The sequence below is a fragment of the Sphingomonas soli NBRC 100801 genome (assembly GCF_001591025.1).
Classification (GTDB): domain Bacteria; phylum Pseudomonadota; class Alphaproteobacteria; order Sphingomonadales; family Sphingomonadaceae; genus Sphingomonas; species Sphingomonas soli.
On the sequence record NZ_BCTZ01000024.1, the window covers coordinates 23,162 to 36,084 of the forward strand.

Genomic DNA, 12,923 nt, shown 5'->3' on the forward strand with positions numbered 1-12,923 from the left:
TTGTCGGGGCGACCGGCAGGACGTCCAGCGGGGTTCGGCGACGGACAGCCGGGAGTCCACGCGGGGTTGCCCGCACCGCGCACGGGCGGCGCAGGTGACGGGGGCGCAGGCTTCCAATCCGTGCCCCAAGGGGGAGCGACAGCGTTCATCGAACTACCTCGATTTGATTAGAGCAAGCGTCAGACCGGGACGGCGAATGCGGCGTTGGACTCTTTTACCTGCTTTCGCACCATTTCGGGGGTCACCGTTTTGACGAGGATCTGGCGCTTGCCGTCCTTCGATTCCTCGTAGATCTTGATGTCGCCGACCGCATCGCTGACCGCCTTGGTGAGCATCTTGTATCGGTTGTTCAGCATCTCCGCCGCCGCCTTCATCGCCCGCAGCTTCTTCGCTTCGAGCGGGCGCTGCGCCCCGTGCCACTCATGCAGGAATTGCGCGCTGGTCTCCGCGTCGATCCCGGAGAGGTAGTGCCGACCGCCGAGAACAGCCGTAACCGTGATCGAATCGCCGTCCGCAATCGCTTGCCGGATCGCGGTGATGCGCTTCGCCTCATTGTCCATGCCACGAAAGAACGACCTGATCTCGGATGCCATGCTCTGAGTAGCCCGCTGCTCCACCGGCGCGTTCAACTCCTTCTCAAGCGAGGCGATATTGTTGTTGAGTGTGTCCACCGTGCGCGACCACGAACCGTAAACCTTGCTCATCAGCTTGGTGGCGTGATTATCGACAGCAATCAGTTGCGCGTATTCATTGAGAGCTGGATTTTTTGCCGCGCCAGCCTTGGCGTCGTGAATCGATTGCAGCGCCTGAAACGCCTCATGCACTGCCGTTTCGGTCTGCCCAAGCAACGGGCGCGTCTCGTCGTCGTAATCGGCAATCTCACCGGCAATGCCGGGATACAGCGTTGGCGAAATACGGGTGTCGATCTTATCGGACATTTTACGCAGCCGGGAACATCGCCATGCCGATTAACACCCCGGGCATGTATCGCGGATGGATTGGCGCGGACGGAATACCGCATGTCGCGGTCTCCGCCGAAGAAAAGCTGCCACAGCCCTGATGCCGATAAGTTCCGAGCTAGGGATATCGCCATTCGCAGCTAGGTCGTGAACCGATAAACGGGTTTCAGGGTCGGACGTCTTCGCCCGCTGCATATGGGCGTAGATCAGCGCCTGCATCCTTGAAGGCGGCGGCGATCTCCGTCAGGCTGAAGCACCGATCCCATAATTCGGTCGCGAGCAGATTGATGGCCGGAACCGAGACTTGCGTTGCCGGCCCAGGATTTGTTTCAAGGACACCGGGCCGCCTAATGCGTATGGGCGGGGTCTCATGTCCACAAGGTGCCTTTACGGCGACAGCCTGCAACGTCGCTACACAATCACTTCCCATAAAGCCGCTCCGGATTGTCGATGAGTACGCGGCGCAACAGCGCCTCGTCAGGTACGAAGCGGCGGAGCAGCGCGACGAGATCGGCTTCACGCGGCACGGGTCCTTTCACATTGGGATGCGGGAAATCGGTGCCCCACAGGATGCGATCACGCGCAGCCGCGATCAGCGCTTGCGCGAAGGGGATCGTGTCATCGTAATGCGGGGGGGCGGCCGAGGCACGATCTGCACCCGATATCTTTATCCAGCACTTGGGGTCTTCCGCTAGGTCAAGCAACGTTGCAAACGGCTTTTGCTCCAGCCCGCCTTCGACGCGGATCCTACCGAGATGATCGATTACATAGGGGACTGGCAGGCGCGCAGCGACTGCTACAAAGCCGGGGAGCTCCTGCGGGTCGAAGTGAAACACCGCATGCCACCCCAGCGGCGCGATGCGATCGGCCAGGCTAAGGATGTTGGCGGCGCTGGGTACCGGGCCAAGCGCGGGCGCATAGTTGAAGCGGACGCCGCGGATGCCGCCCGCATGCAGCTGCCGCAGCTCGGCCCCGGTGACTTCGGGCGGGACCAGCGCGATGCCGCGATGCCGCCCGTTCGAAGCGGCGATGGCGTCGAGCGTCACGCGCATGTCATAGCCATGGCAGGCGGGATGGACGATCACCGCACGATCAGCGCCGATCGAGGCATGCATCTCTGCCAACGCTTCGCGCGAGGACTCGGCGGGCGTGTAGGTGCGCGGCTCCGCCCAGGGATAATCTGCGGCCGGGCCGAAGACGTGGCAATGCGTGTCCCAGCTTCCAGCGGGCAATCGGTGCATGGTCAAGGATCCTATGGATTTAGCGGCGGCGCGTTCGAAGGAAGCGCAGGACCTCCGCATTGAAGGCCTCTGGCTGCTCCCAATATGCGGAATGGCCGCAATCGGGCAGCAATGCGAAGCGCCCCCCTGGGATCATTTCCGCATAGCGACGGGCCAGCGGCGCGGGCATGATCAGGTCCGCACCGCCGGCGATCACAAGGGTAGGCGTCTTGATCCGGGCGAGTGCAGCAGCATCGAGCGTGACGCGCGGCTTCTGACGCACCCGCTCGCCGATCACCGCATGCTCCTCCAGCTTTTCCCAACGTGCCACTCCCTCGGGATTGGCTCCGCGATAACTGGGGCCGAGCTCGCGCACCGCTGCCGGCAACTGGCGCAGCGAGGGGGGGCCGATACGATCGAGCTCGCGGCGCAGCCATGGCTCAGCGGCCCCGCCCTGCGTGCAGGCCAATACCATCGACAATATCCGCGACGGGTACAGAACTGCGCATTCAGGCGCGATAAAGCCGCCCGCCGCAGTGGCGACCAGGTGGAAGCGATCGAGGTTCATCGCATCCGCAACGGCAATCACATCGTCCACGGCATGGCCGAATTCCGCGCCGCGCTCGACGGGCGATCCGAAATGGCCCCGGCGCGAATAGGCCGCGACGCGGTAACCGGCGCGGCGGAATGCGGCATATTGATATTCCCAGATCGCAGCGCTGCCGGTTGCCGGGTGGAGCAACAGGATCGGATCACCCTTGCCGCCCGAATCCCAGCCCCAGAGGCGCGCGCCCGGAACATTCACCAGAACCTCGCGCGCCCCCGGAGGAGGAACCGGCGCGCCCTCGGGAGCATGGGCGATGGCGGAGAAGGGCGCCGCAGCTGCGGCAGCGATGAGGGTCCGGCGCGAAAGCGGGCTGGAAGCAAGGCTCTTCATGAACGCGGTGACTAACACGACAAAGGTCACAATACCAAACATTATCCTTTTTATGTTTGGACGACGCGTCAACAGCTTCAAACCTGGCAGAAGGCTGTTATATCTGGGCCATGGGGAAACGAGACACCTTCCGCCCGCAACCGGATCTCAGCCGCAGCGCCGTGCCGCGTTATCTGCAGCTCGCCACGCTGTTCCGGCGCCGGATCGACAGCGACATCTGGCCGACTGGCGAACAGATTCCAACGATCGACGATCTGGTGGAGGAATGCGGCGTCGCGCGCGCCACGGTCCGCCAGGCGCTCGGTGTTCTCGAAGATGAAGGCCTGCTCGCGCGCTATCGCGCGAAGGGCACTTTCGTACTCGATCGCCGGCGAGAGGGGCTGTGGTGCAATGTTCAAGCCTCTTGGCAGGATCTGCTGACAGCGCGCGACGATGCCGTAATCAAGGTGCTGAAAGACCAATTGGTCGACGCTCCCACGGGTCTTCCGCGTGAATTGGGCACGCTGGCTCCGCGCTACCGGCACCTGCGACGCCAGCATTGGCGCGAGAATCGGCCCTTTCTGGTCGCCGACGTTTACATCGATGCGGCGCTGGCCAAGGGGCTGCCGAAGAATGCCTTCACCACGCTTACCGCGATGCGAATGGCCGAGAGCCTGCCCGACGTACAGATCCGCGACGCGCGCCAGACCATCACGATCGGCGGCGCCGATATCGAGACCGCGACGGCCCTTGAGCTGCCGCTCAATGCGGCGGTCGCCCATGTCCAGCGCGTCGCGGTCGATCAGCGCGGCGTAGTCATCGCGGTATCCAACGGTATCTATCGTGGCGATGTCGTCCGGATCGACCTGAAGCTGAAATAGTGGCTAAGGGATAGACTTACGGACTAAGTGCGCGTATTCATGCCCTGCGGCTGGATGACTCCCAGCCGAAACGGGAGGGTATGTGAAACTGCATTGGTCGCCGCGATCGCCTTATGTGCGCAAGACGATGATCGCCGCGCACGTGCTGGGGGTGGCGGACCGGATCGAACGGGTGCGCAGCGTCGCGGTGATGACGCGCCCCAATCCGGCGATCATGGCGGACAATCCGCTCAACAAGATTCCGACGCTGGTGTTGGAAGACGGCACGGTGCTCGTCGATTCGCGGGTCATCTGCGAATATCTGGACGCACTTTCGTCGGGTCCGCACATCTTCCCGGCCCCCGGCCCCGCGCGCTGGCAGGCGCTGAGCTGGGCGGCGCGGGCGGACGGATTGCTCGACCTGCTGATCCTGTGGCGCAATGAGCGGGAAAAACCTTCAGAGACCCGAACCGCAGCCTGGATTGATGCTTTTCGCGAGAAAGCGGGTGCGACGCTCGACCGGTTCGAGCAGGAGCTTGCCGCGATCGAAAGCCAGCCGTTCGGCATCGCCCATATCGGGCTGGGTTGCGCGCTCGGCTATCTCGACTTCCGTTTCGCCGATCTCGGCTGGCGCGAAGGACGGCCGCAGCTCGCGCGCTGGTACCGCGGCTTCGAGGAGCATCCCGCAGCCATCGCCACCGAGATCATCGATGACTGACACGGCAGGGCCCCTGTCGCATCTCCGCGTGCTCGATCTCAGCAGGATCATGGCGGGGCCATGGGCCACGCAATTATTCGCGGACCTGGGCGCCGAGGTCATCAAGGTCGAGCGGCCCGGAGCGGGCGACGACACGCGCGCCTGGGGCCCGCCCTATCTGAAGGATGCGGCGGGACAAGAAACCAGCGAGGCCGGCTATTATCTCTCGGTCAATCGCGGCAAGCGCTCGATCGCCATCGATATCGCCGATCCCGAGGGACAGGCGACGCTGCGCAGCCTCGCCCGCGAATGCGACGTGGTGGTCGAGAATTTCAAGGCCGGAGCACTCGCCCGCTACGGGCTCGATGCGGCAACGCTACGCGCGGACAATCCCGCCCTCATCTATTGCTCGATCACCGGCTTCGGACAGGACGGCCCACGACGCGACCAGGCGGCCTATGACTTCGCCATCCAGGCGATGGGCGGGCTGATGAGCGTAACCGGCGAGCGCGACGACCTGCCAGGCGGCGGGCCACAGAAAGTGGGCGCGCCGATCGTCGATCTGATGACGGGAATGTATGCCGCCGTCGCGGTGCTGGCGGCGCTGGCCCGGCGTGACCGCACCGGACAGGGCGACACGATCGACCTGGCGATGCTCGACGTGTCCGCAGCGATGCTGGCCAATCAAGCGATGAACTTCCTCGTCTCCGGCCGCGAACCGACACGCCAGGGCAATCGCCACCCCAATATCCAGCCGCAGGATCGCTTCGAAGCGGCGGACGGCGCATTCGTGCTCGCCGTGGGCAATGACGGCCAGTTCGCCAAACTCTGCGAAGTGATTGGCCGATCCGAATGGTCGAGCGATCCGCGCTTCGCGACCAACGCCCAGCGTGTGCGCGAGAACCAGGTTCTGACGCCGCTGCTGCGTGAGGCTTTTGCCGGATGGCAGCGCGCCGCGCTGATCGCCGCGCTCGAATCGGCCGGCGTGCCCTGCGCTCCGATCAACACCGTCGGGCAATTATTCGACGATCCACAGATCGTCCATCGCGGCGTGCTGCGCCATGTCGAACACACGCTGGGTGGCATGGTGCCGATCGTCGGCAATCCGATCCGCTTTCAGGAGGCGTCGCGTCCGATCGACCGCGCACCGCCGCTCCTGGGCGCTGACACCAAGACGGTGCTGGACCGCATCCGCACCGCCAACATGGGGACTGTTGCTTGAACGTGGAGACCAAAATTCCCGGCGCCCCGCGCGACCGGATACCCCTGATCGAACCGGAGGCGATGACCGACGCCCAGAGGCGCGTTCATGACGAAATCGTCGCCGGGCCGCGCGGACGGATGGTGGGGCCGCTGCGCGCGGTGATCCACAATCCCGACCTGGCACGCGACTGGTCCCGCCTTGGGGCGCAGCTTCGCTACGAAACCTCGCTCGGCAACCGGTTCAGCGAGCTCGCGATCATCGTGACTGCACGGCATTGGGCAAGCGAGGTGGAGTGGGCAATCCATGTTGGGCTCGCGCTGGACGCCGGGCTGCCGCTCGCGCTGATCGAGGCAATCGCGGCGGGCGAAGCGCCGCACTTCGAAAACGAGCGCGACGCGATCGTGTACGAATATTGCCGCCAGATCCTCTTGCACTGCCGCGTCGACAGCGCGGCCTACGCCGCCGTCCGCACCCATTGGGGCGATGTCGGCGTGGTCGAGTTGACCGCGCTGATCGGCTATTATTCGATGGTGGCGATGACGCTCAATGCGCACGAGATTCCCGCGCCATCCGATCTGCCAACCGCGCCAATGATCGATGGTTGCGGCCGGAGTGCCCTGCCCCCCGCCACCAACGCCCGGGAGCACGTAGCATGAAGGGGCTTGAGGATCTGACTCGACTGAAGATCGAGATTGACGGTCACGTCGCCGTGGTCACTCTAGCGGCGCCTCCGGTAAACGCACACGATCGCGCGCTGCGTGAAGAACTGGTGCGCACGTTCGACGTGCTGGGCGCGGAAGTAGATATCCGGGCGATCGTGCTCACGGGCGAAGGCAAAGCGTTCAGCGCGGGTGCGGATCTGAGCGAGCGCCCGGCCATTGCCGACGAACCCGGCGGATATTCGCGGCACAACCGATTGGTGCGCGCGACGTTCGATGTCGTGCTGGAATGCCCGAAGCCGGTCATCGCCGCAGTCAATGGCGCGGCGATCGGCGCGGCCTGCGTGCTGGCGCTGGTGTGCGATATCATGGTGGTGGCCGAGGAAGCCTTTCTGTCGATGACCGAGGTGGATTTCGGGATGGCGGGGGGCGTGCGCCACGTCCTGCGCTCGTTCAGCCCTTCAGACGCGCGCCTGATGATCTACACGGCGCGGCGGATCAGCGGTCCCGAATTGCACCGGATGAACGTCGCCTCGCTATGCGTTCCGCGGGATCGGCTGATGAACGAGGCGCTGGGCATTGCGCGCGAGATCGCGGGCAAGGTGCCGCTGGCCGTGACCGCCGCCAAGCGGTCCTTTGGACTCACTGAGGAAATGCCGCTGCGCGATGGCTATCGCTACGAGCAGACTCAGACCGCGGCGCTGGCGAATACCGAGGACACCAAGGAGGCGCTCGCCGCGTTTCGCGAAAAGCGCAAGCCGGTGTTCAAGGGTCGATAGCGACCTAAAATCCATATTTATGAACTATATGGCAGAGCAACTCCACACCGTCTCTGTGGTCTGGGTCCGGATTTTCGGTATGAGATAGGACCATATTGACCCGTAAAGGACATAATTATATACCATCAGATAATAAGTGCCGGCTAGCGGCATGCTCATTTGGGGGGTTGAGGATGACTAAGCGTTCCACGATTCAGGTTTCCATGATCGCGCTGGCGATCGCAGCGTTTGGCGCAACAGCCGCGAAGGCGCAGGACGCCCCTCCGCGTCCGGCGGAGCCCGAAGCCGCCGTGGACGCCGAGGCTCCTCCGGCAGATGGATCGCAAGACATCGTCGTGACCGGCACGAGCATCCGCGGCATCGCCCCGGTGGGATCCGAGGTGGTTGCGATCGGCCGCGACGATATTGACGCGTCGCCTGCGGTCACGGTCTCGCAGATGCTTCTCGAAACTCCGCAGGTTTTCAATTCCGGTATTTCGGAAGGCTCGCGCAACGGCCCGGGCGGCTCGACCAACGTGGTCGCGGCGACCGCGATCTCGTTGCGCGGCCTGGGGCCGTTCGCGACGCTGACCCTGTTCGATGGCGAGCGGCCGGTGCCCAACGGCACGACCGGCGGCTTCGTCGATCCATCGAGCATCCCGACGATCGCGCTTCAGCGCGTGGAAGTGATCGCGGACGGCGCATCCGCCATTTACGGTTCGGACGCCGTGGCCGGCGTGGTCAATCTCGTGCCGCGCCGCTCCTATGACGGGCTGGGGATCGATGCCCGCTACGGCATGGGCGCACAGTACAAGGATGCGCAGATCAGCGCGATCCTGGGCCAGGATTGGGGATCGGGGCGCTTCACGCTCGCCTATCAGCACAGCTATCGCAGCAACGTCTTCGGCGGCGACCGGGATTTCGTGACGAACGACTTCCGCGCGGCCGGGAACGCCGATTTCCGCGCCACCTCATGCGCGCCGGGCAATATCGTGATCGGCGGCATCAGCTATGCGATCCCGGCGGGCGGCGCGACACCGGCGAACCTGATCGCAAACACGCAAAATCGTTGCGACTCCTCGCGCATGAGCGATCTCCTGCCGCAGCAGGAATATAACAGCGCCAGCATGACCTTTGATCAGGAGATCTCGGATGGCTGGCGCATCTGGATGACCGGCTACCTGAGCCGTCGCGACGCCATTCCGACGAGCTCAGCTGCCACCCAGAGCCTGACCGTACCGCGCACCAACGCCTTCTTCGTAGCGCCACAGGGGCTGAATCCGGCGTCGCTGACGGTGCAATATTCGTTCGCCGACGATTTCGGGCCCACGTTCCGCGGGCGCGCCACTTCGCGCCAGTTCCAGATTTTCGGCGGGACCGAGATCGATCTGTTCGCCGATGTGCGCGCGCGGATCTCGGGATCCTATGGACGCAGCCAGGACAATACGATCCGCAACGCGCTCGACACCGCCGCGATCACGACGGCGCTCGCCAGCAGCGACCCGGCGAATGCGCTGAACCCGTTCCGCACCGGCACCCGAACGTCGCAAGCGGTGCTCGATCGCATCAGCGCCTTTACCGACATCATCTTCGGCGACATCAAGCAATATACGGCGCGGCTGAAGGTGGACGGTTCGCTGTTCGACCTGCCGGGCGGGCCGGTGCGCTTTGCCGTAGGCGCGGACTATCTGAACGTGAAGGTTCTGACCGGCACCGAACGCGGCCCCAACAATGCCGTGGTGTATTTCGCACGCGATTTGCCGCGCAACACGAAGGCGGCGTTCGGCGAAGTCTATCTGCCTCTGGTCAGCGCGCAGAACGCGATGCCGGGCATCCAGAAGCTGGAGCTGAACTTCGCCGGCCGCGTCGAGGAATATAGCGATGCCGGCGTCACCAAGAATCCGAAGATTGGCGTGAACTGGTCGCCGGTGAACGGGCTGACGCTGCGCAGCAGCTATGGCACTTCGTTCCGCGCGCCGAACCTGACCCAGACCTACACGCCCGCGGGTGGCGGCCTGTATCTGCGCAACTTCACCGATCCCACCGCCAATGGCGGCGCAGGCGGGATCATCCAGGGCGTGGGCCTGTTCGCCGACAATCTGGCGCTGAAGCCGGAAACCGCGAAGACGTTTTCGCTGGGTGCGGAGATCAACCCGTTCGATCGGGCGCGGCTGAGCCTCAACTATTTCAACGTGGTCTATGAAGGCCAGATCATCGGCCACAACAACAACACCACCATCCTGCTCGATGAAGCATTTTACCGCGACTTGATCGTCCGCAACCCGAGCCAGGCGTTCCTGCAGCAATATCTCGACGCCGGCCATGTGATCCAGGGCGGCACCGCAACGACCTACTTCAATTCGAAGGTGTTCATCTTTGCGAGCAACAACAATCTGGGCGTGACGAAGACCCGCGGGCTCGATTACCAGCTCGATCTCGCCTTCCCGACGGCGAGCGCGGGCGAGTTCCGGTTCCGTTCGGCGGGCACCTATTTCCTGTCCTTCCAGGTGGCGCCGAGCGCGGCCGCCCCGCTGGTCGAGCGTGTGAACACGATCGATTACCCGCTCACCTTCCGCAACCGGTCCAGCCTGAGTTGGACGATGGACGGGCTCGCCGCGCAGGTCGCGCTGAATTACTCGAACGGCTATTGGAACACCGGCGTGGTGCCGCAGAAGCGCGTCCAGTCCTATGCAACGGTGGACCTGAACATCGGCTACAGCTTCAACGGGACCGGATTGCTCAGCGATACGCGCGTCGGGCTGGAGATCAGCAACCTGTTCGATCGCAACCCGCCGTTCGTGAGCTTCCGCAACGGCTATGATCCGCAGGTGGCGAACCCCACCGGCCGCATCGTCGCGCTCACGCTGGGGAAGAAGTTCTAACCTCCCCGCACGATACGGGAGCGGCGCCTCAGCGCCGCTCCTCCCACCATCGACGCTCGGCGCGGTACGCGTCGGGCGTTTCTTTTGTTACGGTGTCGAACACCATCGTGCGGCGGTCCGCAACGTCATACGGGCGCCACTGGGGACGGCCCTTCACGTTGGGATCGCCAGTCCGCGCAAGGCTCGCCCACGCGCCGCTCATCAGCTCCGACACCTGCCGCGCGGCGGGCGACGCCGTAGCGGGGATCTGGCGAAAGATATAGGCAAGCTCCGATCCGTGCCCAGCACCCGGGCTTGGCTTTGCGCCGCGCGTCGCGCGGTCGGGATCGAAGGCGAAGCGAAAGGAATATACCGGTGCCTGGCGCTTCGATGCGAGTTCCGCGACGCGCAGGCTGTTCGACCAGTACATCTCGTCCGCCGAAAGCGCGAAATAGAGATCCGTCTCGGATGCTCCAGGCCGCGCGGCCCGATAGGCGGCGAGCGCGGCGTCGGTACGTTCGCCCAAGATCGGCAGCAATTCGGCCCTCGCTCCTGCTGCATCCAGCGAGAACAGCTCGGGGCGACGCAAGTTGAACGGACGATGCTCCTCGGTGGTGGAGCCCACCATGATCGGGATATGCGCCGAGCATGCCGGAGCGTGCGCACCAAAAGGCTGTTCGGGGAGTGCCCGCCCATCGATCACCGCGGACCAGGGGCGAAGGCCCTGCACACGGACCTCCATGAGCTTCGCCTGTGCAGCGAGCAGCCGCTCGAGCGGCACTGCACGCAGGCCATCTATGTCCCGTGCCCCGAGCGACAGCGCCGCCATCAGCTTGGCGGTCGTCTCTTCCCCCTCTTCTAGCGTGACCGAAGTCTGGCGCATCGTGCCGCTCTGGATCACCGCGCTGTGAAACAGTCGGCAGGCCTCGGGCATCGCCAGCATGGTCATCACCTTGCCGCCCCCGCCCGACTGGCCGAAGATCATCACCCGCCCCGGATCCCCGCCGAACGCGCCGATCGAGCGCTGCACCCAGCCAAGTGCATCGATGATATCCAGCATCCCCACGCGCCCTGCATCGGCGAAACGCGGATCGATATGATCGAGACGCAGTGCACTGAGCGCGCCGAGGCGATGGTTGATCGTCACCACGACCACGTCGTGCGCGATCGCCAGACCGGTTCCGTCGAAACGATCGGTGCTGGACGAGCCGGACTGGAATCCGCCGCCGTGCAGCCAGAACATCACGGGCCGGGGCTTACCATCGAGCGCGGGAGTATAGATGTTGAGCACTTGGCACGCCTCTGACGCGGGCACCGTATATTCACGCGGGCCGGTCGCCTGGGGCGACATCGGGCCGAAGGCGAGTGCGTCGCGGATTCCGCTCCACTCGGCAGGGACGCAGCGTTCGAACCGGCCGGGCGCATTGCCATAGGGGATGCCAAGGAAGCGCAGCGCGCCGTTCACCGATGCGCCGCGCACGGTGCCGTGCGGCGTGCGCACCACCGGCGCTTCGCCCCATACCCCGACACCGGCCCGTGCGATCGATGGCGCCGAAATCAGTGCGGTGGCAGCACCGGCCAGCCACTGGCGGCGGCTCAGGCTCGAAAATGTCTGCATCTGTGTCCCTCTCCCTCGACTATTAAATATAGGTCATGATACTATCCCTTTTCCAAAGGATTTGAAACATGCGATATCGGTGGCGATGTGCGGTGGCGAGCGTCGGACTGTTGGCCGCACCTGCGAGCGCTGCGGCGCAAGATGGCGCCCCCGCTGGAACGGTGGCGCTGCGCGACGTGACGATGCCGCCCTCCTCTTTCTTGAGCGAGGCGGCGCTTGAGGCGCTGCGCAACCCGCGCGCGCGCACCGGCCCGCGCAACGACACGCTCGATGCCGCGACGCTCGCCCGCTTTCCCGTTCGCGTAGAGAGGGTAACGCTCGGGGGAATCGCGGCGATGCGGGTGAGCCCCGCCCGCCTCCAGACACCCGCCGAAAAACGCCATGCGCTAATCTATATGCGCGGCGGCGGAGCGCGCAGAGAGGAGTATTTCGGCGTGCCTGACGTTGCGCCCGTGGTCGCAGGCAGCGGCTATACGGTTTATGCCATCGCCTATCGCGGCGCGCCGGATGCCTATTTCCCTGCAGCCACAGATGATGCGCTGAACGTCTATCAGGTGCTGCTGAAATCCCATCGGGCCAAGGACATAGCGATTTTCGGAAGCTCCTTTGGCGGCGGGCTTAGCGGCCAGCTCATCGCGCGCATCCTGCATGATGGACTGCCGCGCCCAGCGGCGCTGGCGATCCTGTGCGCAGGACTGGCAGGGCCCGGCGGCGACTCGCTGATCCTAAGCGCCGCATTGGCGGGTCGTCCTCCCAGTCCAGCAAGGGCCGATCAAATCAGCAGCGGCCCCAATCCGCTCGATTACTATCGCACCGCGCGCCCTGACGACCCGCTCTTTCGCCCGGTGGCCAGCCCTCCCCTGCTCGCCCGCTTTCCTCCCACATTCCTGTCGGCAGGAAGCCGCGGCGTCGAAATGAGCCAGGCCGCCTATTCGCACAACATGTTGCGGGAAAGCGGGGTCGAAGCCGAATTGCACGTGTGGGACGGCCTGCCGCATTGCTTCCAGAGCGATGATCGCCTGCCGGAATCTGCCCAGCTCCATCGCCGTCTGATCGAGTTTCTCCGCCGCGCTTTCGCTGGATCATATCCCGCAAAACGTTGACGCGACTAAAAAGTCATATCATAGACCTTTTAAGGCATTAGAACCGCAATGGTCGGAACCGGAGGGCA

General features: G+C 64.4%; 11 protein-coding genes. 7 read left to right on the forward strand and 4 right to left on the reverse strand.

Annotated elements, in window-relative coordinates:
• Window positions 1-179: 179 nt before the first annotated feature.
• The 3 genes from SSO01S_RS15675 to SSO01S_RS15685 form a co-directional block, all read right to left on the reverse strand.
• Complete coding sequence (locus SSO01S_RS15675; protein WP_066800827.1) at window positions 180-938, reverse strand: hypothetical protein; 759 nt, start codon at window positions 936-938, stop codon at window positions 180-182.
• Between the two features lie 440 nt (window positions 939-1,378).
• Window positions 1,379-2,200, reverse strand: a complete 822-nt coding sequence (locus tag SSO01S_RS15680; RefSeq protein WP_066800829.1) for an amidohydrolase family protein — start codon at window positions 2,198-2,200, stop codon at window positions 1,379-1,381.
• Between the two features lie 19 nt (window positions 2,201-2,219).
• Entirely contained in the window at window positions 2,220-3,158 is a 939-nt protein-coding gene (locus tag SSO01S_RS15685; protein WP_083943173.1) for an alpha/beta fold hydrolase, read from the reverse strand.
• A gap of 68 nt (window positions 3,159-3,226) precedes the next feature.
• On the opposite strand from SSO01S_RS15685, the gene SSO01S_RS15690 reads away from it, so the two are divergent.
• From SSO01S_RS15690 to SSO01S_RS15715, 6 genes are all read left to right on the forward strand, one after another.
• Window positions 3,227-3,976 carry a GntR family transcriptional regulator gene (locus SSO01S_RS15690; RefSeq protein ID WP_066800834.1) on the forward strand — a complete coding sequence of 250 codons (750 nt, stop codon included), beginning with the start codon at window positions 3,227-3,229 and terminating at the stop codon, window positions 3,974-3,976.
• 82 nt (window positions 3,977-4,058) lie between these two features.
• Window positions 4,059-4,673 carry a glutathione S-transferase family protein gene (locus SSO01S_RS15695; RefSeq protein WP_066800837.1) on the forward strand — a complete coding sequence of 205 codons (615 nt, stop codon included), beginning with the start codon at window positions 4,059-4,061 and terminating at the stop codon, window positions 4,671-4,673.
• Entirely contained in the window at window positions 4,666-5,874 is a 1,209-nt protein-coding gene (locus tag SSO01S_RS15700; RefSeq protein WP_066800840.1) for a CaiB/BaiF CoA transferase family protein, read from the forward strand. Before SSO01S_RS15695 ends, SSO01S_RS15700 begins: the two co-directional genes overlap by 8 nt.
• A gap of 62 nt (window positions 5,875-5,936) precedes the next feature.
• Window positions 5,937-6,512, forward strand: a complete 576-nt coding sequence (locus SSO01S_RS15705) for a carboxymuconolactone decarboxylase family protein (RefSeq protein ID WP_066801011.1) — start codon at window positions 5,937-5,939, stop codon at window positions 6,510-6,512.
• Complete coding sequence (locus SSO01S_RS15710; protein ID WP_066800843.1) at window positions 6,509-7,294, forward strand: enoyl-CoA hydratase/isomerase family protein; 786 nt, start codon at window positions 6,509-6,511, stop codon at window positions 7,292-7,294. The genes SSO01S_RS15705 and SSO01S_RS15710 overlap by 4 nt, the downstream gene beginning before the upstream one ends.
• A 173-nt stretch (window positions 7,295-7,467) precedes the next feature.
• A complete protein-coding gene (locus SSO01S_RS15715) occupies window positions 7,468-10,155 on the forward strand; it encodes a TonB-dependent receptor domain-containing protein (RefSeq protein WP_083943175.1) in 2,688 nt (895 codons plus the stop codon).
• A 28-nt stretch (window positions 10,156-10,183) separates the two neighbouring features.
• Here the strand turns inward: SSO01S_RS15715 and SSO01S_RS15720 are convergent, their stop codons facing one another.
• Window positions 10,184-11,752: a carboxylesterase/lipase family protein gene (locus tag SSO01S_RS15720; protein WP_066800846.1), complete on the reverse strand. Its 1,569-nt coding sequence runs from the start codon at window positions 11,750-11,752 to the stop codon at window positions 10,184-10,186.
• 110 nt (window positions 11,753-11,862) lie between these two features.
• Here SSO01S_RS15720 and SSO01S_RS15725 point away from each other — a divergent pair, with 110 nt between their 5' ends.
• Window positions 11,863-12,855 (forward strand): alpha/beta hydrolase, encoded by a 993-nt coding sequence (locus SSO01S_RS15725; protein ID WP_169798372.1) that lies wholly within the window; start codon window positions 11,863-11,865, stop codon window positions 12,853-12,855.
• Window positions 12,856-12,923 lie beyond the last annotated feature (68 nt).

Excerpts from the sequence above, each read along its gene's own strand:
- SSO01S_RS15720 (WP_066800846.1), bottom strand. The coding sequence starts at position 11,752 with ATGCAGACATTTTCGAGCCTGAGCCGCCGCCAGTGGCTGGCCGGTGCT.
- SSO01S_RS15710 (WP_066800843.1), top strand. The coding sequence starts at position 6,509 with ATGAAGGGGCTTGAGGATCTGACTCGACTGAAGATCGAGATTGACGGT.
- SSO01S_RS15705 (WP_066801011.1), top strand. The coding sequence starts at position 5,937 with ATGACCGACGCCCAGAGGCGCGTTCATGACGAAATCGTCGCCGGGCCG.
- SSO01S_RS15680 (WP_066800829.1), bottom strand. The coding sequence starts at position 2,200 with ATGCACCGATTGCCCGCTGGAAGCTGGGACACGCATTGCCACGTCTTC.
- SSO01S_RS15690 (WP_066800834.1), top strand. The coding sequence starts at position 3,227 with ATGGGGAAACGAGACACCTTCCGCCCGCAACCGGATCTCAGCCGCAGC.
- SSO01S_RS15715 (WP_083943175.1), top strand. The coding sequence starts at position 7,468 with ATGACTAAGCGTTCCACGATTCAGGTTTCCATGATCGCGCTGGCGATC.
- SSO01S_RS15700 (WP_066800840.1), top strand. The coding sequence starts at position 4,666 with ATGACTGACACGGCAGGGCCCCTGTCGCATCTCCGCGTGCTCGATCTC.
- SSO01S_RS15675 (WP_066800827.1), bottom strand. The coding sequence starts at position 938 with ATGTCCGATAAGATCGACACCCGTATTTCGCCAACGCTGTATCCCGGC.
- SSO01S_RS15685 (WP_083943173.1), bottom strand. The coding sequence starts at position 3,158 with ATGTTTGGTATTGTGACCTTTGTCGTGTTAGTCACCGCGTTCATGAAG.